The sequence below is a fragment of the Streptomyces thermovulgaris genome, from assembly GCF_002155915.1.
Lineage (GTDB): Bacteria > Actinomycetota > Actinomycetes > Streptomycetales > Streptomycetaceae > Streptomyces > Streptomyces thermovulgaris.
Genome location: NZ_MUME01000093.1, coordinates 254 through 23,291, shown reverse-complemented (window position 1 = coordinate 23,291; position 23,038 = coordinate 254). Strand labels below are relative to the sequence as shown.

Sequence of the window (23,038 nt, the reverse complement as noted above, 5' to 3'; positions counted from 1 at the left end):
ACCTGGAGGGCATCGACGACCTGCCGGCGGTCGTCGAGGAGTTCGCCCCCGGCCCGGACGCCCGTCTCGGCGTCCTCGTCGACCACCTGGTCCCCGGCACGAAGGAGTGGCGCATCGCCGAGGCGGTGACCGGCGAGCACGCCCTGGTGGTCGGTCACCCGTTCGTCGACGTCTGGCAGGCCGTGAAGCCGTCCTCCCTGGGCATCGCGGGCTGGCCCGACGTCCCTCGCGGCCAGGACTGGAAGACGGGCGTGTGCCGGTCGCTGGGCTGGCCCGAGGACACGGGCGCGGCGTGGCGGAGGATCCTGTCCCGGGTGCGGTCGTACAAGGACCTGGAGCCGGAGCTGCTGGGCCGGGTGGAGGAGCTGATCGACTTCGTGACGGCTTGAGACGGCCCGAGGGCACGGCGGCCCGGAGGCGGGCCGTCGTGCCGCCGGTGCGGCGGCTCCCTGCGGACGGGGGCGGGAGCGCCTCCGGTCGGCGCGTCCCCGTGCCCCGGTCCGCCGGTGCCCCGGCCCGCCCGTTCCTCAGTCCACCAGGTCCCGCACCACCGCGTCCGCCAGCAGCCGGCCCCGCAGGGTGAGCACGGCGCGCCCGGCCGCGTACGGCTCCTGCTCGAGCAGTCCGTCGGACAGCGCCCGCCGGGACGCCTCCAGGCCCTTCGGGCGCAGCACGTCCAGCGGGACGCCCTCCCGCAGCCGCAGCTCCAGCATGATCCGCTCCACCCGGCGGTCCTCCTCCGTGAGGAGCTCCCGGCCCGCGCCCGGGGAGCGTCCGGCGGCGAGGGCCGCCGCGTAGGCGCCGGGGTGCTTGACGTTCCACCAGCGCACGCCGCCCACATGGCTGTGCGCCCCGGGTCCCGCGCCCCACCAGTCGGCGCCCCGCCAGTACAGCTCGTTGTGCAGACAGCGCCCCGCTTCCGAGGCGGCCCAGTTGGACACCTCGTACCACGAGAACCCCGCCGCGGAGAGCGTCTCCTCCGCGATCAGGTACCGGTCGGCGTGCACGTCGTCGTCCGTCGCCGGGATCTCTCCCCGGCGGATGCGGCGGGCGAGCCGTGTGCCCTCCTCCACGATCAGCGCGTACGCCGACACATGGTCGGGCCCGGCACCGAGGGCCGCGTCCAGCGAGGCCCGCCAGTCGTCGTCGGACTCGCCGGGCGTGCCGTAGATCAGGTCCAGGTTGATGTGCTCGAAACCCGCCGCCCGGGCCTCGGCCACGCACGCCTCGGGACGTCCGGGCGTGTGCGTGCGGTCGAGGATCCTCAGCACGTGCTGCCGGGCGCTCTGCATCCCGAAGGAGATCCGGTTGAAGCCGCCCTCCCGGAGCGCGGCCAGGTAGGCCGGGTCGACCGACTCGGGGTTGGCCTCCGTGGTGACCTCCGCGTCGGCCGCGAGGCCGAACTCGTCGCGGATCGCCCTCAGCATCCGCACCAGGTCGTCCGCGGCCAGCAGCGTGGGCGTGCCGCCGCCGACGAAGACCGTGCGGACCTCGCGCGGGTCGTCGCCGAGGACCTTGCGGGCCAGGCGGATCTCCTCGACGAGGATCCCGGCGTAGTTGTCGCGGGAGGCGAGCGCTCCTCCGGTGCCGCGCAGCTCGGTGGCGGTGTAGGTGTTGAAGTCGCAGTAGCCGCAGCGGGTCGCGCAGTAGGGGACGTGCAGATAGAACCCGAGGGGCCGGTCGGCCGCCCCGGCGAGCGCGTACGCGGGCAGCGCACCGTCGTCGGGCACGGGCTCGCCGTCGGGAAGTGCGGAAGGCATGCGTTCCATTGTCCAGCACCGCGGTGCCGGCCCCGCCCGCCCGGCACCGCGGGACCGGCACCGTGCGTCCGGCGCCGCGGCGCAGGGCCCGCCCCTTCGGCGGGCTCCCGGGCCGCGGCCCCGCTGCCTTCGGCAGCCGCCCCGCTATCCCGCGCGTTCCGCCTGGAGCACCAGGAGGGCCAGGTCGTCCTCCGGCGGTCTGGCCCCGAAGTCGTGCACGAGCTGCCGGATGCGCTCGGCGATCGCGTCCGCGTCGAGCCCGGCGCAGCCGGCGAGGGCCCTGGCGAGCCCGTCCCCGTCGTCGAACTGGCGGGAGCCGGAGCGCCGCTCGGTGACGCCGTCGGTGACGCACAGCAGGGTGTCGCCGGGGCCGAGCTCGAAGGACTCGCAGGTGTACGTCTCGTCCTCGATCACCCCGAGCAGGGTCTGCGGCCGGGCGACCGTGCGGACGCCCCCGTCCCGCCCGAGGACCAGCGGCAGCGGGTGCCCGGCGCTGGCGAGGGTGCAGCGGACGCCGCCGTCGTGGGGGACGAGCTCGCCGTAGAGAAGGGACAGGAAACGGGTCTGGGGGCTGTCGCCGGGGGCCCGGCCGCCGGCCGCCACCAGGACCCGCGCGGCGGCGTCGGCGGCCTCGGTGGCGTCGTCGAGGAGGAGCTGGTTGAGGCGGTCGAGGACCTCGGTGACGCCGTAGCCCTCGCGGGCCAGCAGCCGCAGCCAGGGCCGCACCAGCCCGATGACGACTGCGGCCTCGGGCCCCTTGCCCTGGACGTCGCCGATGGCGAAGCCCCAGCGGCCGTCACCGGCCGGGAAGAGGTCGTAGAAGTCGCCGCTCGGGCCGCCCTTCTCGCACGGCTCGTACACCAGCGCACTGCGCAGACCGGGGATCCGGGCGACCGCGCCGGGCAGCAGTCCGCGTTGCAGCACGGCGCTGATGGTGGCCTGCCGGGCGTACTGGCGGGCCGCGCCGATGGCGAGCGCGACCCGGCGGCTGAGGTCCTCGACCAGCCCGGTGACCTCGTCGGGGAAGCGGTGCAGCCCGGTCCGTCCGATGACCAGGGTGCCCAGCGGACGGCCGCCGGCGATCAGCCGGTACGCGAGCGCCGCGCCGTGGGCCGCGTGGGGGCCGAGGGCCTCGGCGGGCCAGGGGTAGGGGACGGGTCCGGAGCCCGGGCCGCCGGCGGGGCGCGGCGGGTCCTTCTCCAGGGCGCGGCGCAGCTCCTCCATGCGGTCCTCGCTGACGTGCCAGACCCGGGCGAGCCGGGGTCCGGCCGGGCCGGTGCCGCCGCCCCAGCCCGCCGTGCTCCCGGTCCCGCTCCAGTGGGAGGTCCCCCACCGCGCGGTGGACTCGTCCTCCAGCCACACCGCGCACCAGTCGGCCAGCCGGGGGACGAGCAGCTGTCCGGTGAGCGAGGCGACCAGGTCCTCGTCGAGCTGTCCGGCGAGCAGGTCGGAGGCCTCGGCGAGGAAGGACAGCGCGCCCCGGCCCAGCCACTCCCGGTCCTGGCCGGTGCACTGCGGCCCGGGGGCGAAGATCTCGGCGACGGCGAACCCGCCCTCGGCGTCGTAGGTCCGGGCGCTCTCGTCCACCGTGCCGCCCTCGGCGGGCAGCCGCGCCCACACCGTCTTGGCGCCGGACCGGTAGGTGATGCCCCAGGCCTCGGAGAGGGCGGCGACCAGGCGCAGGCCGCGGCCGTACTCGCCGGGCTCGCACGACGTCTCTCCGCCGTGGCCGCGGGGGACGCGCGCGGGGTGGTGGTCGCAGACCTCGATGACGCAGGCACCGGTGTCGGGCTCCAGCCGGCAGGTCAGCTCGACGTCGGTGCCCGCGTGCACGACGGCGTTGGTGACCAGCTCGCTCACCACGAGAACGGCGTCCTCGGCCAGCCGCTCGGCGACCGTGTGCCCGAGGTCCGCCCACTCCGTCAGCACCGTGCGCAGCAGGGCGCGGGCGGAGCCGGGTGCGAGAGGACTGCCGGGCAGGGTCGTGTACACCTCCGTACGCGTCCTCGCGCCGTGGGGCGCGGTCGTGCCGGAGGCGTGCGCAGGCACCTCGGAGACAGGGGAGACGGTCTCCCGTTGCGTCGGAATGGCCCCCATCAGCGGCTCCCCGAGCAGTGCGGACGAGTCGGTTCAGTCGTTGGGGACAGGGTGACAGAACGACCGCGCGCATAAGCAAGGAGTTACCGAAGTGAGCCGCCGGTCAGGGAAAACACGCTGCAGAAGCGATCAAAGACGGACAGATCCAGGCGCGCTCGAGCGCAAGCCGTACGCGGCCGGGGCCCGCACCCTTCAGGGGTGCGGGCCCCGGCCGTGCCGGTGCGCCGGCTACGCCTCGCGCGTGCCCTCGTACATCTCGTCGAGCAGGTGCTTGTAGGTGCGCTCCACCACGGGCCGCTTCAGCTTCAGGCTCGGGGTGACCTCGCCGTGCTCGACGTCGAGGTCGCGCGGCAGCAGACGGAACTTCTTGATGGTCTGCCAGCGCTGCAGCTTCTGGTTGAGCTGCTGGACGTAGCCGTCGACCATCTCCACCGTCCGCGGGTCGGCGACGACCTCGGCGTAGGTCCTGCCCTCCAGGCCGTTCTCCTTGGCCCACCCCAGGATGGCGGTCTCCTCCAGGGCGATGAGGGCGGTGCAGTAGTTCCGGTCGGCGCCGTGCACGAGGATGTTGGAGACGTACGGGCACAGCGCCTTGAACTGGCCCTCGATCTCGGCGGGCGCGACGTACTTGCCGCCGGAGGTCTTGATGAGGTCCTTCTTGCGGTCGGTGATGCGCAGATAGCCGTCCGGGGAGAGCTCGCCGATGTCGCCGGTGTGGAGCCAGCCGTCGGGCTCCAGGACCTCGGCGGTCTTCTCGGGCAGCTTGTGGTAGCCCTCCATGATGCCGGGGCCGCGCAGCAGGATCTCGCCGTCGTCGGCGATGCGGACCTCGGTGCCGGGCAGCGGCTTGCCGACGGTGCCGGTGCGGTAGGCCTCGCCGGGGTTGACGAAGGAGGCGGCGGAGGACTCGGTGAGGCCGTAGCCCTCCAGGATGTGGATGCCGGCGCCGGAGAAGAAGTAGCCGATCTCCGGGGCGAGGGCGGCGCTGCCGGAGATGCAGGCGCGCATTCTGCCGCCGAAGGCCTCGCGGATCTTGGCGTAGACGAGCTTGTCGGCGACCTTGTGCTTGGCGGCCAGGGCGAACGGCGCGGAGCGGGTGCCGGTGCGCTTGAAGTTGTCCTGGGTGACCTTGGCGTACTCGCGGGCGACCTCGGCGGCCCACTTGAAGATCTTGTACTTGGCCGCACCGCCGGCGCGGGCCTTGGCGGCGACGCCGTTGTAGACCTTCTCGAAGATGCGCGGGACGGCCGCCATGTAGGTGGGCCGGACGACCGGCAGGTTCTCGACGATCTTGTCGACCCGGCCGTCGACGGCGGTGACGTGGCCGACCTCGATCTGGCCGGAGGTGAGGACCTTGCCGAAGACGTGGGCGAGCGGCAGCCACAGGTACTGCACGTCCTCGGAGCTGATCAGCCCGGTGGCGGCGATGGCCTTGGCCATGTACGACCAGTTGTCGTGCGGCAGCCGGACGCCCTTGGGGCGGCCGGTGGTGCCGGAGGTGTAGATGAGGGTGGCGAGCTGGTCCTTGGTGATCGCGTCGACCCGCTCCTTGACCAGCGAGGGGTTCTTGCTCAGGTGGGCGGCGCCGCGGCTCTCCAGCTCGGCGAGGGTGAGCACCCAGTCGTTCGTCTCGACGCCCTCCGGGTCGATGACCACGACATGGTGCAGCTCGGGCAGCTCGGCACGCTTCTCCAGCGCCTTGGCCAGCTGGCCGGCGTTCTCCGCGATGAGGACCCTGCTGCCGGAGTCGGAGAGGATGAACGCGGACTCGTCGGCGTTGGTCTGCGGATAGATGGTGGTCGTGGCGGCGCCCGCGCACATGATGCCGAGGTCGGCGAGCACCCACTCCACCCGGGTGGTGGAGGCGAGGGCGACCCGCTCCTCGGGCCGGACGCCCAGCTCGATGAGTCCGGCCGCGATCGCGTGGACCCGCTCGGCGGCCTGCGCCCAGCTCAGCGACTTCCAGTCGTCCGGCCCCTGGCCGGAGGCGGGGGGCACGGGGTAGCGGTAGGCCTCGGCGTCCGGTGTGGCCGCCACACGCTCCAGGAAGAGGGCCGCCACGGACGGCGGACGGTTCTCGATCAGGGTTTGTGCGTCGCTCACGACATCCTCCGGGCCCGCGACATTGCGGCTGGCTCAAGTGTGGCTGGGTTGACTCACGGGGGGTGGTTCGACTTGCTGTTTAACTCGCGAGTAACTATCGGGCGGGCATCAGCGTAAAGGCCTCCCGGCCACCGCGTAAGGGGCTGTGGCCTGTCGATTTCTACAGAGAGCGCTACCACGTGCACGCGTGAAGCCCGCCGCGCATGCGCGCGACGGGCTCTTTTCCACCGGTTTGCCGGGTGGCCGCGGCCGGCGGGCGGCTACTTCCTGCTCTTGCCCGACCCCGAGGCGTCATCGCTGGAGAGCACCGCGATGAAGGCCTCCTGGGGCACCTCCACGGAGCCCACCATCTTCATGCGCTTCTTGCCCTCCTTCTGCTTCTCCAGCAGCTTCCGCTTGCGGGAGATGTCACCGCCGTAGCACTTGGCGAGGACGTCCTTGCGGATGGCGCGGATGGTCTCGCGGGCGATCACGCGGGAGCCGATGGCCGCCTGGATGGGCACCTCGAAGTTCTGCCGGGGGATGAGCTCCTTGAGCTTGCTGACCAGCCGGACGCCGTACGCGTACGCCTGGTCCCTGTGGGTGATCGCCGAGAAGGCGTCCACCTTGTCCCCGTGCAGCAGGATGTCGACCTTGACCAGGTTGCTGCTCTGCTCGCCGGTGGGCTCGTAGTCCAGCGAGGCGTATCCGCGGGTCTTGGACTTCAGCTGGTCGAAGAAGTCGAAGACGATCTCGGCGAGCGGGAGGGTGTAGCGGATCTCGACACGGTCCTCGGAGAGGTAGTCCATGCCGAGGAGGGTGCCGCGGCGGCTCTGGCACAGCTCCATGATCGCCCCGATGAACTCGGTGGGCGCGAGGATCGTGGCCCGGACGACCGGCTCGTACACCTCGGCGATCTTGCCCTCGGGGAACTCGCTGGGGTTGGTGACCGTGTGCTCGCGGCCGTCCTCCATGACCACGCGGTAGACCACGTTGGGGGCGGTGGCGATCAGGTCGAGACCGAACTCCCGCTCGAGCCGCTCGCGGATCACGTCCAGGTGGAGCAGGCCGAGGAAGCCCACGCGGAAGCCGAAGCCCAGGGCCGCCGAGGTCTCCGGCTCGTAGACCAGGGCGGCGTCGTTGAGCTGCAGCTTGTCGAGGGCCTCGCGCAGCTCGGGGTAGTCGGAGCCGTCCAGCGGATACAGGCCCGAGAAGACCATGGGCTTGGGCTCCTTGTAGCCGCCCAGCGGTTCCTCGGCGCTCTTGTCCTGGCTGGTGACGGTGTCGCCGACCTTGGACTGGCGGACGTCCTTCACCCCGGTGATGAGGTAGCCCACCTCACCGACCCCGAGCCCGTCGGAGCTGATCATCTCGGGCGAGTTGGTGCCGATCTCCAGCAGCTCGTGCGTGGCGCCGGTGGACATCATCCGGATCCGCTCGCGCTTGTTGAGCCGGCCGTCGACGACACGGACGTACGTCACGACGCCCCGGTAGGAGTCGTAGACCGAGTCGAAGATCATCGCCCGGGCGGGGGCGTCGGCGTCGCCGACCGGGGCCGGGATCTTCTCGACCACCCGGTCGAGCAGCGCCTCGACGCCGAGACCGGTCTTGGCGGAGACCTTCAGCACCTCGTCCGGGTCGCAGCCGACCAGGTTGGCCAGCTCCTCGGCGAACTTCTCCGGCTGCGCCGCCGGAAGGTCGATCTTGTTGAGCACCGGGATGATCGTGAGGTCGTGCTCCATCGCCAGGTAGAGGTTGGCGAGGGTCTGGGCCTCGATCCCCTGGGCCGCGTCGACGAGGAGGATGGTCCCCTCGCAGGCGGCGAGCGACCGCGACACCTCGTAGGTGAAGTCGACGTGACCCGGAGTGTCGATCATGTTGAGGATGTGCGTGTTGCCGGGGTCGTGGGTGGGGGCCCACGGCAGACGCACCGCCTGGGACTTGATCGTGATGCCGCGCTCGCGCTCGATGTCCATGCGGTCGAGGTACTGAGCACGCATCTGCCGCTGCTCGACCACGCCGGTCAGCTGGAGCATCCGGTCGGCGAGCGTGGACTTGCCGTGGTCGATGTGCGCGATGATGCAGAAATTGCGGATCAGAGCCGGGTCGGTACGGCTCGGCTCGGGCACGTGGTTAGGGATCGCGGGCACGCAGGGTCCTGTTTCTTGAGGCACCTTATGCCTCGGGTCGGATCGATACGTAGCTTCCATGGTCCCACGCGCCCAGGACCGGTGGCCGGTTTGGGATGTCCGGCAGGCCGCTGGTAGCGTGGGGGGCTGTGTCTCATGCCCTCTCCGCGTGAGACACGTCTCGAGAAAACACCGGTACGGGATCCCCGCGGCCCCGCACCAGAATCTGAAAAGGCTTATTCGTGGCGAACATCAAGTCCCAGATCAAGCGGAACAAGACCAACGAGAAGGCTCGGCTGCGCAACAAGGCTGTCAAGTCCTCTCTGAAGACTGCGATCCGCAAGGCTCGCGAGGCCGCTGACGCGGGTGATGTCGAGAAGGCCGTCGAGCTGCAGCGCGCTGCCGCGCGTCTGCTCGACAAGGCGGTCTCGAAGGGTGTCATCCACAAGAACCAGGCTGCCAACAAGAAGTCGGCCCTGGCCATCAAGGTCGCGTCCCTCAAGGGCTGAACCTCCTTCTTGATCTGACCGCCGGAAGGACCCAGGGCGAGCCCTCTCACTATCCGCCCCCGACCGGCACCCTGGATCTGCGCGCGGCCTGCGTTCGCCACGCGGGCGTAGATCCGACCGACGTGACCGAAGGCCCCGGAGCCGTCCCTTTTCCCCAGGGGAGGGCCTCGGGGTCTTCGGCGTGCGCGCGTCGGCTGCGCCCGGCCTCGGGGCTGTCCTGTGATCCGCGCCGGATCGGCGCGCGGCGCCGGATGCCGGGGGCACCTTCCGTGCCCTTCGGGCAGTGGGGAGCACCACACGACGGAGGGACGTCCGCATGCCGGCCGTGTGCGGACGCCCCGGCAACGCGGTGAGATGCCGTGGCCGGCGCCGCGCGCCCGCCGGGGCCTATGGGGCAGCCCTGCGGGAGCGGGCCGCACGGGCGATGGTCACCACCGCCTTCTCCAGGACGTACTCGGGGTCGTCGCCGCCGCCCTTGACACCGGCGTCGGCCTCGGCCACGGCGCGCAGGGCGAGGGCCACCCCGTCCGGGGTCCAGCCGCGCATCTGCTGACGCACCCGGTCGATCTTCCACGGCGGCATGCCGAGCTCCCGTGCGAGGTCGGCCGGACGGCCGCCGCGCGCGGAGGACACCTTCCCGATCGCCCGCACGCCCTGGGCGAGCGCACTGGTGATCATCACCGGTGCCACACCGGTCGCGAGCGACCAGCGCAGCGCCTCCAGGGCCTCCGCCGTCCTTCCCTCGACGGCCCGGTCGGCGACGGTGAAGCTGGAGGTCTCGGCCCGCCCCGTGTAGTACCGGGCGACGACGGCCTCGTCGATCGTGCCCTCGACGTCGGCGACCAGCTGGGACACCGCCGAGGCCAGCTCCCGCAGGTCGCTGCCGATCGCATCGACCAGCGCCTGGCACGCCTCGGGCGTGGCCGACCGTCCGAGCCCGCGGAACTCGCCGCGGACGAACGCCAGCCGGTCGGCGGGCCTGGTCATCTTCGGGCAGGCCACCTCCCGTGCCCCCGCCTTGCGCGCGGCGTCCAGCAGCCCCTTGCCCTTGGCGCCGCCCGCGTGCAGCAGCACGAGCGTGATCTCCTCGGCGGGCGCCTTCAGGTACTCCTTCACGTCCTTGACCGTGTCCGCCGGCAGGTCCTGCGCATTGCGCACGATCACGACCTTGCGCTCCGCGAAGAGCGACGGACTGGTCAGCTCGGCGAGCGTGCCGGGCTGCACCTGGTCCGGAGTGAGGTCCCGTACGTCCGTGTCGGTGTCGGCGGCCCTGGCTGCGGCCACCACCTCCTGCACGGCACGGTCGAGCAGCAGCTCCTCCTGCCCGACGGCGAGCGTCACCGGGGCGAGGGGGTCGTCGTTCGCAGTCTTCCTGGCCATCGCGACAAGCATCCCACGGGCCGCCGACAGCACCGCGGGGCCCGGACGCCGGACAGGGCCAGGGAGCTTCCCCGTGGCGCCGCGGCTCCTCCTCCTCCCCCCCCGGGGGCCACGGAGCCTCCCCGCGGGGGGACTTACGGCTCCTCCCGCCAGCCCTCCCACTCCCCCACGAAGGCGTCCAGCTCCTGCGGATCGAGCCGGCCCGCCTCGTCCCGCAGAAGGACCAGCCACTGCGCGTCCTCGGCGTCGTCCTCCCCGGCCAGCTCGTCGCGGACGGTCCTCGGCTCCTCGTCGAGGGCGAACCGCTCCCCGAGGGCCTCGACCACCTCCTCCGCGGCCTCCCGGTCGGGCAGCACCAGCACATGTCTCACATCGCTCACCCCGGCATTCTCGAGCACCCGCCCCGGCCCTCCTCAGCCGCTCCCCTCCCCAGGACCTCCCTCGGGAGCCCGCAGGACCGGGACCGAGTCGAGCTCGATCCCGAACCGCTCCCGGTACACCGCGAGCACCTCCTCGTCCGAGTCCAGCTCCCGCACCTCGCGCTTCCCGTCCGCCCCCGTCGTGGTCAGCGTGCGCCCGCCGAGGGTGATCCGTCCGCCGTCCTCGGTGAGCCGCGAGCACACCAGCGACCGCGTGAAGTACGAGGAGGGCGAGGTGCAGTGCCACCAGACCCCGGCCAGGAAGTCGCCGAGCGCCCGGGGCCGCACCTCCAGCCGGTACTGGGGCCGCCCCTCCCGGAGGACGTCCAGATCGCCGGCCTCCGCCTCGACGATCCTGAAGGTGCCGCCCGGCTCGACCTGCTCCCCCCGCTCCCCGAACACCAGCGGGAAGTGACTCAGCGCCCCGAAGCCCACGTCGGCCAGCCAGTCGCCCCCGTCCGCCGTCCGCACCCGCAGCGCGAGATGGTCGTACGGGATGCCCAGCCGCCCCTCCGGGCCGTACGTCCGCGCCGCGAGCAGTGTGACGTCGAACCCCAGCGCCTCCAGCAGCGTCGCGAACGCCCCGTTGAGCTCGTAGCAGAACCCGCCCCGGTGCTCGTCCACCACCTTGGCCACCAGCCGCTCGGGCTCCAGCACGATCTCCTGGCCGAGATGGATGGACAGATTCTCGAAGGGCACGGCCCTCAAGTGCCGCAGATGCAGCTCCCGCAGGGCGTCGATGGTGGGCGAGGCCGGGCGCTCGGCCCCGATGCGGCGAAGATAGGCGTCGACCCGTACGGCATCCATGCCCCCAGTCTCACGCCCTCCACAGCCCCACAACCCACTCGGGTCACCACGAAGGCCCCGTCCCGGTCCGTGCGCGGCACCGCCACGCCCGCACGCGCAGGGCAAGGGCGGCGACGGGATGCCCTCTTGCTCCAACGCCCTCCCTCGAATGGCGGCCGTACTCGCCATCCGCGCCCCGCCCGATCGGCATGCCTTTGAGCACGCCGAGGCCCCGCTCATCCGCCACGGGGGAGACGGACGAACGGGGCCGGTCCGGTCATCACGCAGGTGCGTGATGCAGAGTCAGGTCCCGGTACGGCAGGTCGACGACGGGGCAGTCCGACACACCGAGCCGGGTCTCGGTCTCCGAGACGATTCGCGCTGCCGCGCCGGCGTCCGCGCTGAGCACTTCGGTCTCCACGAAGACGCCGACACCGACCACCGTGTCGACACTCACCGTGACGTCACGGTGCAACCTGTGCCGGTAGACAGTGCGGTGCTTCTCCACACGAACCAGGCGCCGCATGCCGATGTTCTCCAGCAGCTGCTCGGCACGGCAGGCATTGCCCGGCATCAGGTGGACATTCGTCTCCGGCTTGGAGATCACGTCGTCAGCACTGTGCGTGGCCTCGGTGGACGGCGGCTTGTAAGTGATCTCGGCGAAGTCGCCGCGCTGCCGCACCCGCAGGCATTCCACGGTCTGCATGTAGTCGACGTCCGGACGGCTGTAGTAGGTGTCCACCTCGGTCACGGCCGGATCCGGCGCCCAGCCGAGGCCGTCCAGCATCCGCGTCAGCGCCTCGCCGTCGTCGGCCAGCTGCCGTTTGCGTTCGACCTCGATCAGTCGGGTCACGTCATCCTCCCGAGTTGATGGCCGCATACACGCGGGCCAGGCTGCTCTTGCTGCACCACCGCTGAAGGCAGTGCATCCCCTCGGTGTCCCTGAGCAGGTTGGCAACGCGTGACGCAGATACCAGCTGCAGACGCCCGACCCCTGCGCATCACATCAGCTCTTCGGCCAAGTGAAGTGCTGTCCCTCGGAGGTGACGAGGATTTCGAAGCGGGTCAGGGCCGGAGAGCCGTCCGCCTGCCAGCGCAACAGGTGCTCCTCGATCTGGTCCCACAGCTGTACAGGCCCGCCCTGACGAACGGTCCGGTGTTCGCCGTCCAGGACCAGGGCCGCCCAGGCGCCCGCCTCCACGTCGATCAGGACGTGCTGGGTCTTGTCGGCGAGCGTCAGGGAGAGGCGCTGCGCGTGCGGGGCCGCCAGCTGGGCCACGAACCGCGCGTCCCAGGCGTCCAGGACCTCGGGACCGAACCGGGCCACCCTCTCCTGGCCGGACTCCAGGTCGGGGAGCATCCCGAGCGGCGGCGGCATCTGAGGTCGGGCCGGCATGAAGGAGACCTGCCCCCCCGAGGAGCCGGCCGCGGGCCTCGCCGTCGTCGCCGACGGTCAACCGGGCCAGTTCGGAGGCATGCATCCAGCCGCACACCGTGGCGAGGATGACACCGCCCGGCTTGGTCTGCTCGATCCAGGTGTACGGCAGCTGTCGCACACCGCAAGTGGCAATCAAGCGGTCGTACGGGGCGCCGTCCTTGTGCCCGGCCAGACCGTCGCCGACCACCAGCTCCGGGAAGTAGCCACAGGCCCCCAGAGCAGTGCCGGCCCGGCGGGACACCTCGGCATCCACTTCCACCGACGTGACCAGGTCGTCCCCGAGCCGGTGACACAGCAGACCCGTGGAGTAGCCCGTGCCGGTGCCGATCTCCAGCACTCGGTCGCCCTCCTCCACCTGGAGGTCCTCCATCATCCGCACGACCAGGCTCGGCAGCGTGCTGGAGGAGGTGGGCTCACGCAGGATCTCACCGCGGACGTCGCCGGGAACGATGGTGCCCGCGATCTGGGTGACCAGGGACTCGTCGGCGTAGCAGCGCTCCAGCCAGCCGTCGGCGTCGGCCAGGACCGGCCGCCAGGCATCCGGTGCGGAACGCACGAAGAAGCCACCGCGCAAGAACTCGTGCCGGGGCACGGCTTCGACTGCCTTCCGCCACGGCTCGGTGCGCAGAGAACCGCCTGCGGCAAGACGGCCGGCCAGCTCCCGGCGCAGGGCGGCGGAGTCCATGACGGTCATCAGAGGCTCTTCCTTTCCAGGAGGTCGGCCATGGCCGCGAGCATCGGCAGGCCGGTCTCGTCCTCCAGCCAGTACCACTGGCCGGAGGGGTTGCACTCGAGGAACCACCATCGCCCCGCACGGTCAACGGCGAAGTCGAAAGCACCGAAGACGAGACCGAAGTGGGACAGGTATGCGTGCAGAGCCTCGGTGACGCCCGGTGGCGGTGTGTCGACGCTGTAACGCAGGCGGCTGTAGTCGGTGCGCCAGTCCAGCAGGTCCGAGTCGATACGGACGGCGAAGACCTGGTCGCCGATGACAGTGACCCGTACGTCCGAGATCTTCTCCACACGCTGCTGGAACAGGTGCGCCGTCCCGGCCACGCTGTCGTCGATGTCCTCGACCGCCACTTCAGCGATCTTGACGACTGACGAGACACCGTCGATTCGGTACACGGGGTTGTACAGCGGCTTGTAGATGACTGGGCCGTGCTGCTTGATGAAGGCTCGTGCTGCGTCGGGGCTGGAGGTGATGAGCGTGGGCGGTACCAGGAAGCCCGCGCTCACCGCAACCGCCAGGCCGGAGGGCTTGAACTCTGCGTCTCCGACGCGGTGGGGATGGTTGACGTACAGACAGCCGGGCAACAAGGCCAGCACACCGCCAAGCCCGTACCGGGCCTGGGTGACGGCGTACCGGGCGTCCTGCTCGTCGAGATGAGGGAACGCGAACCCGGTCGGCCTGCGGTAGTACAGGGAGCGAACACCGGCCAGATCGGCCGTGCGAGTGAGAGTACGGAGGCGGCCTCGTAAGCCGCTCGAGGTGATCTCTGCCTCCACCGACAGTGATGCGGGGAAATCCCCGGAGTCGAGCCGCACGACCGGGACACCCCGGTCGTGCAGCTCGCGGATCACCACGTCGGCGGTGGGGTCGTGCAGGCTGGTGATGACCAGCACCGGACGCGGCTCACTCACTGGTCGCTGTCACTTCCCGTGTCGCTGTCCTGTGTGGTGCCGTTGCCGTCCGGGCTGGTGCCCGTGGCCGGGCTGGTGCCGGTGCTGGTGTTGTGCTTGCCCATCTCCATGACCTGGCCGTCCTTGTCGAAGAAGACGGCGGTCTGGGTGTCCGGGTCGAGTTCGACGCGCGCGTAGTCGGGAGCCGTCGTCGGGTAGGGAGCCATACGGCTGACACCCCACGGAACGGGGGTAGGCACGCCGGACGGAAGTGGCGACGAGACCGGGAATCGATCGGAGTGAACGAACAACGGATCTTCCTCTCTCGTGCGTTGGGATGAGCCCGCCCCCAGGACCGGACCTGCCGAGGTTCGGGGTTCCTGGAAGCGAGATCTGTGGGACCCGTCCCGCCGGAGACTTGCGGTCCTCCGACGGGACGGGCAGTCAAGGGATGCGACCCTGACCCTGAGGTCGCCATGGGGGTGCTTGTGTCAGTGCGGGGTCCGCGCCAGCACCACGGCGAGGACAGGGCCGGTCACGACCACCACATAGGCGACCAGCCCGACGACGGCTTTCATGGCTGAAGAGCCCGCGCGATCAGAACTCGGGCCAGGATCCGCTCCGCCACCGGATCCGGCCGTACCTGCTCGATGTGCGCACGGTGCGCCCAGATCTCCCAGCCGGGTCCGGAAGCGGCTTCCTTATGCCCCAGGTAGACGGCGTCGTCCGGGTCGGCGATGTCCTCGCCGCAGGCCTGGCACACACGCACCGCGGCGGTCACCGGTGGCCGCCGATGCTCTCGTAGTGGTCGGCGAGCGCGTCGACGGAGCGGGCCAGGAGCCGCGCATGCGCGATGCCCGCGGGCAACGTCCAGCCGGGCTCCCGGCACAGCCGCACCCGAGCCTCCTCGATGCACGCCTTGACGCAGGCGCACAGCGCGTCGCCCTCCGGCAGACGGCCGGCCACACTCTCCACCGCGGGAATGACGACCATCAAATGTCCGCGCAGCAGCAGCGTCAGCGTCTCCAGCTCTTCCGGGCTGGGCAGCTCGGCGTCGTCGGCGAGCAGCCGACGAGCGGTGGCACGCATTGTCCCGACGTCCGGCGGGAGGCTGCCCTGCTCTTCGCTGACGGGTGGTGGGGCAGTACTGTTTTTCATGTCGACGCTCCTTCGCAGCGTTGGCCATGCCCCGGGACCGTGTCAGCGGTCGCCGGGGTCTTGTCGTAGCCATGGACGCTAGGAGCGTCAGAGCACTCAGAGGGGTACAAGCCGTACCCCCTTGCAGAGGGGTACAGCTTGTACCTTTCTGATTACGCAGGGATACCGAGATTGCGGGCGAGTTGCTGGGCGTCGTCACGAATCATCGTGTTGTTGCCGGTGGCGAGTTCCACCACCGCGGAGCGGGTGAACAGGTTGAAGCGAACGGTCTCCGGGCTCTCCTTGTACGCCTTCTTCAACAGGTGCACGACGGCGACGTCCTCGCCCTGGAGGTGACAGGCGCGCGCCGATTCCACGAGGTGGAAGCTGCGGCGCGTCGCTGAGCGCATCGGCGCGAGATCAATGCGCTTCGCCACCTCGACAGCCGGCCCGGACCGTACGAGGTCCGTGTACATGGTGATCGCGTACGCGTCGACCATGTCCTTACCGAAGATCAACCACTCGTGTGCGTAGCCGTCACCGAGTCGCTTCGCGGCCTCACTGGCCCGGTCCCAGTAGCGTTCGGCATCTCCACGCCGTCCGACCTTCGCGTATGACAAGGCTGCGGCCAGATGCAACAGCCCCCACAGGGCCAGGTCTTCCGGACCACGCTCACGGTCGAGCAGGTCCGCGGCCTTCATCGCGAGATCGACACGGGCTTCGTGCCGCTCACCGGCATCCCGGAAGACATGGTTCATGTACCAGGCGGCCGCCGCGATCGCGTGCGGGTCGTCGGCGTCCTGCGCGGCGGTCATGGACCGGTCGCCGGTCAGCATCACCAGCTCGGGCGCCGGCTGAAAGCTGAGGTACAGCTGGGCGAGGTGATAGGTCTGCGCGAGAGCGACCAGGGCGCGGCGGCGCGCTTTACCCTCCAGAGCCCGGGCGGCGTACTGGCAGTCGGCGAGCAGGTCCGGCAGCAGTATCGCGATGCGTGTGCGGTGGTCACCGAAGCCGTGCCACATCTGCCAGGCCTGCCGCACGCGTGCGGCCAGCGCATCAGCGCTCTCCGGTTCCTCGTCGCTGCTGTTGAAGCGGTAGCTGGTCAGCGCGGCCTTCACGGCGGACAGCGCCGTGTGCGCAGCTTTGCCGTACGTAGCAGACGACAGTCGCTCATCGCCCGTGAGTTCGGACAGGTCTTCCACACCGAGGACGTCGGCGAGCTTCAGCAGCATCGGCAGGCGCGGCATTTGGAAGCGCCCGTTCTCAAGTGCCTTGACCCATTCGGCGGATCTGCCGACCTGCCCGCCAAGAACCGGGCGCGTGAGCCCGGCGCGTTCACGGGCCCGCTTGACGCGCTGCCCGAACGTCGGGGGGATCGGGTCATCAGTGTGTACGGGCATAACGGCTCCGTTCTGGACTCGACACTCAGAACGGTACCCGGGTCAAGCCAGGGAACTCTCGCAACAGCCCTCGCCCCACCGGCGGGGCTGTTGCCATACACGCACGACAAGGCCCCCGCTGCTCGCAAGACGGCAGGGGCAGCGGCACCACTTCCCCCTGGGAGAAAGAAGACATGGGCCGGCCACCGCCCCAGGAAGTGCCGGACCCTCGAGGAGGGCACGGCGAGGCGGTGGAGCGATCGCAATGCACCAATGCCCGAAGGCGCGAGCCTTCAGCCGTCGACAATGCCGACAAGCTCGGTGAGGCTGCTGATCCGCCAGTCCGCTGCCGTCACGACATCAGGAGCGTCCGCCCACAGGTGTCCCCAAGGACCACGGCGGATATGCGCCGCACGCAGCCCCGCCGCCTTCGCCGGGAACACGTCGTTGGCCGGGTGGTCGCCGGCATACAGGGTCGCGCTCGGGACCGCCTGCGCCACCTCCCTCACCCGATGGAAGAACTCCGGCTGCGGCTTCGCAACGCCCCACTCCCCCGAGGTGACAACGAGATCCGCCGGGAGGTTCAGGGCACGCAGCAGCTCCCCGGCACGACGGGTCTGATTCCCCGCGATGATCACGCGTATGCCCTGCCTGCGCAGCGCAGTGAGGACCGGACGGACGTCGTCGTACAGGTCGCTCTCGTCCAGGTCCTCCCCACGGCCGGCGGCTTCGCGAGCGTGGTACTCGGCAGCGAGGTCGATGCCCGGTCGCACCAGACGCAGGGCTTCGGCATTGTCCTGCCCCCGGGCGACGACCGCCCCCACGAGCGCGGACAGGGTGTGTCGGGGGATGTCCAGCCAGTCGGCCCAGGACGCCCAGTACCGGTCGTCCCGAGTGATCGTCTCGCCGACATCGAACACGATGGTCTCAATCACGCCTGGGAGCCTAGGAGCCGCAGCGCTGCCACCGGGTGCGTCCGGCCCTGGCCGCAGCAGAACGCCGCCGGGCGGAGGCGAGCCCCTGCCACTCGAACCCGGTCCACCTGCGTCCGTACACAGCTCAGTCGGCCGTACCGGTACACCGGTCGGCCGGAATGTCTGAAGGCACGTCACAGCGCGCGCGCAATGATCCGCGACCTTCTGTCGAACCGAGGGAGAACCGTGACCACGATCGCCGTGACAGGGCACATGGATCTGACCGAGGACAGCGTGCCTTTGGTCCGCGACGCCCTGCGGGAGAAGCTCAAGCCGTACGCCGCGGAAGGAGATCTGGTCGGTGTCTCGTGCATCGCCGAAGGATCTGATTCGCTCTTCGCCGACGTCGTGCTGGAACCCGGTGGTCGACTGGTCGCGGTGATCCCTTCGAAGAACTACCGGCAAGCCAAGGTGAAGCCGGAGCACACCGAGACGTTCGACCGACTGGTCAAGACCGCTGACGAAGTTGTGGTGCTGAAGCACGAGACCGCGAATCGATCGGCGTACGAGGACGCCAACAACACACTTCTCCAGCGTGCCGAACGCCTTGTCGCCGTATGGAACGGCGAGCCGCCGTCCGGCAAGGGTGACGGCACCGCCGATACCGTCCTTGCCGCACGCAAGACCGGTATGCCGATCGACGTGGTGTGGCCCGAGGGAGCAGCACGCCGAAGCTGAGCCGCACGCAGGGAAGACGGGGCGGTTTCTGAGAAGCCGCGCACCAGGCAAGTGTGTGACGCGAGTTTCACAGCTTGTGAAACTCGTCAGGACAGGCCGATCCACGCGGCGAAACCCGTCGAGGATTCCTTGCTGTACCGCTCCTTGTGGATCAGCGTCTGTACGGTTTCCCGCACTTGAGGGTGGTTCCGGGTCTGCTCGGGTGCCACCCGGCGAGCAGCTTGGAGCGCTGCCAGCGCCTTGTCCCGGTTGCCGTAGTCCAGCCTCTGGCCAGGTCCATGTACCAGCGGCCGGCCCGCACCGGGGCCACGTTCGCAGGCAGCCGCGTGTGTTCCGCGCAGCGGACGACTTCCGGCCCGTCGTACGTCTCCACGGCGACACCGAGGCGGTGCATGGCCACGTTGGTCGGCCCGAACTCCAGACCGTAATGGTTGGCGTCCTTGCCCAGCAGCCGAGCGGCGTCGGCAGCGGCGTCCAGGTGCGCGCGGGCGGTCGGCTTGTTCCCGGCACGTGCGGCGAACATCGCGGACCGCAGATGCACAGCACCGTGCACGCTCAGCGTCGGCGCGTCCATGCGGGCGATGTCCTCGCCCACGTCGTGGCGGACCCGGTCCAGCAGCCGCATACCCCGGTTGTAGGCGGCGGCTTTCAGGAACAGGGTGGAACGCTGCCACTGGGTACGGGCGACGCGCAGCGGATCACCGGATTCACGTGCCGCCCACTGCACCCGGTCCATCGCCTGCGACCGCAAGTCGAACAGCCCCACCGCGTAGGCGATCGCCGTGACCCCGGTGTACGCCTCCGACAGCAGGCCGAACAGCCGTTCCCGCTCGGAGCCGTCGGCGGCGTGGCAGGCCGTCGACAACTCGTCCAGCAGCGGCGGCAGCATGAGCCCCAGCTTGGCGTACTTGGCTTTCCGGCCCAGAGCGGACGCTCGTGCAACGTCGGCTGCCAGGTCGTCGTACGACCGCACCGGTAAATCCTCGTCCGGCAGGTCCCATGACAGCATCGCCGCCTGAATGTCCGGGATGGTCCCGTACACCCGGCCCCGCTGCGGGCCCTCGTACGGCTGCCCGGTCAGCTGCTCCAGCCGCACATGCAGCGCGCGAGCAGCACCGGCGGTGAGCGACGGCGTGGCCGGCTTGTGACCTCGTTCGACCTGGGCGATGAGGCTCTTGGAGCAGGGGATGCGCTGAGCGAGCTGAAGCTGTGTCAGGCCGCGCGCCTTGCGCACCTCGGCAATACGCCGCCCGATCCGCTCTCCTGCTGTGTCGCCTGTGTACGGCATGACGGAATCCCCCGAGTCTCGGAACCTCGAAGGTACCCCCGGCTCGGTCTGGAGCGCAGCGTTCGGCCCCTCATCTCCCACGATCGGGGCGTCACCGTCCGCAGTGCAGGACACAGTCGGGCATACGGCGGTGGAGCAACCACAACGCGCCACGATGCCGGAAAGCACAAGCCTTCGGGACACCGGAGCGGCCCTACCCTCTCAACGGCTCTTAACCACCATGGCCGGGTGCCCCTCCTTTCACCTCAAACTCCCCCTCAAGTGAAGGTGGTTACGTGTGATCGGATGGAACGCATGGCGACGACTTCCGGTGTGCTCTACCTGTTCGGCTCCGCTGCACCACCCGTCTTCGACGTGGCATCGGTCATTCGGGACGCACAGGCCCGCGACTTCGACGTGTGCCTCGGGCTCACCCCTGCGGCCGCCCGCTGGCTCGCCCCGCAGATCACCGAGCTGGAACAGCTGACCGGGCATCCCGTGCGCAGCGAGTACAAGATGCCGGGCGAGCCGGACGTGTGGCCGCAGGCGGACGTCATCGCTGTCGCGCCGGCCATCTTCAACACGATCAACGCATGGGCGCTCGGCATCACCCGGGACTTCGTGGTCGGTGTCGTCGCCGAGGGCATCGGCAAGAACATTCCCATGGTGACGATGCCGTGCGTCAACGCCGCATACGTCCAGCACCGCCAGTTCGAGCGCAGCATTGCCGAGCTGCGCGACATGGGCGTACGAGTCCTGTACGGGGAGAACGGCTTCGTCCCGAACCAGCCGGGTCAGGGAAAGCCGAAGGAGTATCCCTGGCACCTGGTCCTTGACGCAGTACAGGACGTCGCCGACCGGACGTGAGCCCCTGCTGCACGGAGGACGGCAGGTGCCGACCCCCAAGAGGCGCTGGTGCAGTGGTGCGGCGACCGCGATGCGTCGCGGTGCCCCAAAGAGTGCAAGCCTTTGGGCATGGCGGAGTTGTCTCGCCCGCCCCCGGAGGCGGCTCCCGCAAAGTGGTGGGTGAGGCCCGGTGCTCGGCCTCCGGTGAGCGGCGACGGGCATCGGCTCATGCCGCACCCGTGCCCTCAGCCTCGTGCCACCCGTAGTCCCGCGCCCTCCCCCGTCACCGCGAGGGCTCCGTCGCGGTCCGTGCGCAGCACCACCGCGCCCTGGGCGCGCAGCGCGGCGACGGTGGTGGGGGACGGATGGCCGTAGGGGTTGTCCGCGCCGCAGGAGATCAGCGCCACGCGCGGGGCCGCCACCCGTAGCAGCTCCGGGCTCTGGTACGCCGATCCGTGGTGGGCGACCTTCAGTACGTCCACGTCCGCCAGCCGTGCGCCCGCCGGGGAGTGCAGCAGCCGTTGCTGGGCCGGGGGTTCGAGGTCGCCGAGGAGCAGCATCCGCAGCCCGCCGGACCGGACGAGCAGGGTCACGCTGGCGTCGTTGGGGCCTTCCGGGTCCGGGGCCGGAGGCGGTGGCGGCCACAGCACCTGCCAGGTCAGTTCACCGGTGCGGCGTTCCTCCCCGGCGACGGCACGGATGAGCGGAATGCCGCGGTCGGACGCCTCCTTCCGGACGAACCCGGCCTGCTGCGCCGGTTCCTCGTACCCGGTCGTCGCGATCGCACCCACCGCGCGCCCTCGCAGGACACCGCGCAGGCCGGCCACGTGGTCGGCGTGGAAGTGGGTCAGCACGACCAGCGGGATCCGGGTGATGCCGAGCGTGCGCAGACAGCGGTCCACCAGTGTCGCGTCGGGCCCGGCGTCCACGACCACACCGGTGCCCCGGCCCGCCGCGAGCACCGTCGCATCGCCCTGCCCCACGTCGCACATCGCGAACCGCCAGCCCGGCGGCGGCCAGCCGGTGATCACCCGGGTCAGCGGCGGCGGCTGCACGATCACCAGCAGCAGAAGGGCCCCGCAGAGCGCGCAGAGCCAGGGGCGTGTGAGCAGCCACCGGCCCGCCAGCACGGCCGCCACCGTGACCAGGCCCAGCAGCAGCGCCCCGGTCCAGCTGCCCGGCCAGTCCACTCCCCCGCCGGGCTGGGCCGCTCCCGTCCGGGCCACCTTCGCGAGCCATCCGGTCGGCCAGCTCGCGCACCAGGCGAGTGCCTTCGCCACCGGCATGGCGACCGGTGCCGTCGCCAGCGCCATGAAGCCCAGCACCGTCGCGGGCGCGATCGCGGCCTCCGCGAGGAGGTTGCACGGCACCGCGACCAGGCTCACCCGGGACGACAGCACGGCCACGACCGGTGCGCACAGCGCCTGTGCGGCAGCCGCCGCGGCCAGTGCCTCGGCCAGAGGGGCGGGCACCCGGCGCCGCCGCAGCGCCGCGCTCCAGCGGGGCGCGAGCGTGAGCAGGGCGCCGGTGGCCAGCACCGACAGCAGGAAGCCGTAGCTGCGGGACAGCCATGGGTCGTAGAGCACCAGCAGCAGTACGGCGGTCGCCAGGGCGGGCAGCAGCGATCTGCGGCGTCCGGTCGCGAGGGCGAGCAGCGCCACGGCGCCGCAGGCGGCGGCCCGCAGCACGCTCGGGTCGGGGCGGCACAGGACGACGAATCCCAGGGTGAGCACCGCGCCGATCAGGGCGGTGCCGCGCAGGGTGAGGCCGAGCCGCGGTGCGAGGCCCCGGCGCTCGGCGTACCGGGCCAGGCCGGGCGGTCCGACGAGCAGGGCGAGAAGGATCGTGAGATTGCTCCCGGAGACGGCCAGGGTGTGGGCGAGGTCCGTCGCCTTGAACGCCTCGTCCAGCTCGGGCGTGATCCGTGAGGTGTCCCCGACGACCAGGCCCGGCAGCAGTGCCCGCGCATCCGCCGGCAGGTCGTCGGTCGCCTCTCTCAGCCCCGCCCGCAGCCGTCCGGCCAGCCGCTGCGGGCCGGACGGCTGCGCCACCACCTCGAAAGCCGCCCGGTCCTGGATCCGCAGCACCGCCGCGATCCGGTCGCCGCCCGTCAGCGGGGGCGTCAGCCGTGCGGTCACCCTCAGCCGTGTGGACGGCAGCAGGCCGAGCCAGGGCGAGTGCCGCGTCGGGTCGACCGACGCACGTCGCTCTCCTCCCGAGGTGCTCTCGGCAAGGCCCGGCTGCTGCGTGCCGGCGCTGACGAGGAGCAGTACCGGAGCCCGGGTCGTCACGGCCGCTGTCCCTCCCCCCGCCCGCTCGACGCGTCGCACCTCGGCGTGGATCAGCACGGAAGGGGGCGGCATGCGGCCGCCGCGCATCCGGGGACGGGCGGGACGGGGGTCGGACGTCAGTTCCACCTCGGCGGTCACCGTGGCGTACTGCCGTGCCAGGGCGGGCACCGGGCCGCGCCGTACGTCCGCGCCGTGCAGCCCGGCGACGACGGCGGCGGCCGCGGCGGCGAGCAGTACGGCGGT

Annotated in this window: 22 protein-coding genes and 1 pseudogene; 5 read left to right on the top strand and 18 right to left on the bottom strand. The window is 70.9% G+C overall.

The window, feature by feature from the left end:
- Window positions 1–389, top strand: a 389-nt coding sequence (locus CCN35_RS10185; RefSeq protein WP_143631457.1) for a DUF3097 family protein, incomplete at its 5' end; no start/stop codon positions are given.
- Window positions 390–527: 138 nt separating this feature from the next.
- Here the strand turns inward: CCN35_RS10185 and hemW are convergent.
- From hemW to lepA, 4 genes are all read right to left on the bottom strand, one after another.
- Complete coding sequence (gene hemW / locus CCN35_RS10180) at window positions 528–1,760, bottom strand: radical SAM family heme chaperone HemW (protein WP_067389985.1); 1,233 nt, start codon at window positions 1,758–1,760, stop codon at window positions 528–530.
- Window positions 1,761–1,904: 144 nt separating this feature from the next.
- Complete coding sequence (locus CCN35_RS10175; protein ID WP_086792343.1) at window positions 1,905–3,857, bottom strand: SpoIIE family protein phosphatase; 1,953 nt, start codon at window positions 3,855–3,857, stop codon at window positions 1,905–1,907.
- 228 nt (window positions 3,858–4,085) lie between these two features.
- The gene (locus CCN35_RS10170; protein ID WP_086792341.1) at window positions 4,086–5,960 is read right to left on the bottom strand and encodes an AMP-dependent synthetase/ligase; all 1,875 of its coding nucleotides are present in this window, start codon (window positions 5,958–5,960) and stop codon (window positions 4,086–4,088) included.
- Window positions 5,961–6,220: 260 nt separating this feature from the next.
- On the bottom strand, window positions 6,221–8,089 hold the full coding sequence (gene lepA, locus CCN35_RS10165) for a translation elongation factor 4 (protein ID WP_086792339.1): 1,869 nt from the start codon (window positions 8,087–8,089) through the stop codon (window positions 6,221–6,223).
- 221 nt (window positions 8,090–8,310) lie between these two features.
- Here lepA and rpsT point away from each other — a divergent pair, with 221 nt between their 5' ends.
- Window positions 8,311–8,577 (top strand): 30S ribosomal protein S20, encoded by a 267-nt coding sequence (gene rpsT, locus CCN35_RS10160; RefSeq protein ID WP_067389973.1) that lies wholly within the window; start codon window positions 8,311–8,313, stop codon window positions 8,575–8,577.
- Window positions 8,578–8,964: 387 nt separating this feature from the next.
- On the opposite strand, the gene holA is transcribed toward rpsT, so the two are convergent.
- The 6 genes and pseudogenes from holA to CCN35_RS30070 form a co-directional block, all read right to left on the bottom strand.
- A complete protein-coding gene (holA, locus tag CCN35_RS10155; protein WP_211285504.1) occupies window positions 8,965–9,957 on the bottom strand; it encodes a DNA polymerase III subunit delta in 993 nt (330 codons plus the stop codon).
- A gap of 134 nt (window positions 9,958–10,091) precedes the next feature.
- Complete coding sequence (locus tag CCN35_RS10150) at window positions 10,092–10,337, bottom strand: hypothetical protein (protein ID WP_067390246.1); 246 nt, start codon at window positions 10,335–10,337, stop codon at window positions 10,092–10,094.
- 33 nt (window positions 10,338–10,370) lie between these two features.
- Complete coding sequence (locus CCN35_RS10145) at window positions 10,371–11,183, bottom strand: arylamine N-acetyltransferase family protein (RefSeq protein ID WP_067389970.1); 813 nt, start codon at window positions 11,181–11,183, stop codon at window positions 10,371–10,373.
- A 259-nt stretch (window positions 11,184–11,442) separates the two neighbouring features.
- Window positions 11,443–12,015: a class IV adenylate cyclase gene (gene cyaB, locus CCN35_RS10140; protein ID WP_211285503.1), complete on the bottom strand. Its 573-nt coding sequence runs from the start codon at window positions 12,013–12,015 to the stop codon at window positions 11,443–11,445.
- A gap of 153 nt (window positions 12,016–12,168) precedes the next feature.
- Window positions 12,169–12,558 (bottom strand): methyltransferase domain-containing protein, encoded by a 390-nt coding sequence (locus CCN35_RS30075; protein ID WP_342748588.1) that lies wholly within the window; start codon window positions 12,556–12,558, stop codon window positions 12,169–12,171.
- A 151-nt stretch (window positions 12,559–12,709) separates the two neighbouring features.
- Window positions 12,710–12,970, bottom strand: a pseudogene (locus tag CCN35_RS30070) (ATP-grasp peptide maturase system methyltransferase); the annotation flags it as partial.
- Here CCN35_RS30070 and CCN35_RS30065 point away from each other — a divergent pair.
- Entirely contained in the window at window positions 12,915–13,091 is a 177-nt protein-coding gene (locus tag CCN35_RS30065; RefSeq protein ID WP_342748587.1) for a hypothetical protein, read from the top strand. The pseudogene CCN35_RS30070 and the gene CCN35_RS30065 sit on opposite strands and share 56 nt — an antisense overlap.
- 202 nt (window positions 13,092–13,293) lie before the next feature.
- Here CCN35_RS30065 and tgmB read toward each other — a convergent pair whose 3' ends face one another.
- The 6 genes from tgmB to CCN35_RS10105 all read right to left on the bottom strand — a co-directional run bounded on the left by tgmB (window position 13,294) and on the right by CCN35_RS10105 (window position 17,674).
- Entirely contained in the window at window positions 13,294–14,244 is a 951-nt protein-coding gene (gene tgmB, locus CCN35_RS10130) for an ATP-grasp ribosomal peptide maturase (RefSeq protein ID WP_086792335.1), read from the bottom strand.
- Window positions 14,241–14,483 (bottom strand): putative ATP-grasp-modified RiPP, encoded by a 243-nt coding sequence (gene tgmA, locus CCN35_RS10125; RefSeq protein ID WP_385881251.1) that lies wholly within the window; start codon window positions 14,481–14,483, stop codon window positions 14,241–14,243. The genes tgmB and tgmA overlap by 4 nt, the downstream gene beginning before the upstream one ends.
- 314 nt (window positions 14,484–14,797) lie before the next feature.
- Window positions 14,798–15,004, bottom strand: coding sequence for a hypothetical protein (locus tag CCN35_RS10120; RefSeq protein ID WP_245863097.1), 207 nt, complete (start codon window positions 15,002–15,004; stop codon window positions 14,798–14,800).
- Window positions 15,001–15,381, bottom strand: coding sequence for a DUF6415 family natural product biosynthesis protein (locus tag CCN35_RS10115; RefSeq protein ID WP_086792333.1), 381 nt, complete (start codon window positions 15,379–15,381; stop codon window positions 15,001–15,003). Before CCN35_RS10115 ends, CCN35_RS10120 begins: the two co-directional genes overlap by 4 nt.
- 152 nt (window positions 15,382–15,533) lie before the next feature.
- Entirely contained in the window at window positions 15,534–16,760 is a 1,227-nt protein-coding gene (locus CCN35_RS10110) for a helix-turn-helix domain-containing protein (RefSeq protein WP_067389950.1), read from the bottom strand.
- 272 nt (window positions 16,761–17,032) lie between these two features.
- Window positions 17,033–17,674: an HAD family hydrolase gene (locus CCN35_RS10105; protein ID WP_067389948.1), complete on the bottom strand. Its 642-nt coding sequence runs from the start codon at window positions 17,672–17,674 to the stop codon at window positions 17,033–17,035.
- A 225-nt stretch (window positions 17,675–17,899) separates the two neighbouring features.
- On the opposite strand from CCN35_RS10105, the gene CCN35_RS10100 reads away from it, so the two are divergent.
- A complete protein-coding gene (locus tag CCN35_RS10100; RefSeq protein ID WP_086792331.1) occupies window positions 17,900–18,391 on the top strand; it encodes a hypothetical protein in 492 nt (163 codons plus the stop codon).
- A gap of 151 nt (window positions 18,392–18,542) precedes the next feature.
- Here the strand turns inward: CCN35_RS10100 and CCN35_RS10095 are convergent, their stop codons facing one another.
- Window positions 18,543–19,679, bottom strand: a complete 1,137-nt coding sequence (locus CCN35_RS10095) for a helix-turn-helix domain-containing protein (RefSeq protein WP_236560552.1) — start codon at window positions 19,677–19,679, stop codon at window positions 18,543–18,545.
- A gap of 294 nt (window positions 19,680–19,973) precedes the next feature.
- Here CCN35_RS10095 and CCN35_RS10090 point away from each other — a divergent pair, with 294 nt between their 5' ends.
- Window positions 19,974–20,525 (top strand): flavoprotein, encoded by a 552-nt coding sequence (locus tag CCN35_RS10090; RefSeq protein WP_067390243.1) that lies wholly within the window; start codon window positions 19,974–19,976, stop codon window positions 20,523–20,525.
- Window positions 20,526–20,749: 224 nt separating this feature from the next.
- On the opposite strand, the gene CCN35_RS10085 is transcribed toward CCN35_RS10090, so the two are convergent.
- Window positions 20,750–23,038: ComEC/Rec2 family competence protein (locus tag CCN35_RS10085; RefSeq protein WP_086792329.1), on the bottom strand; the 2,289-nt coding region annotated here is incomplete at its 5' end.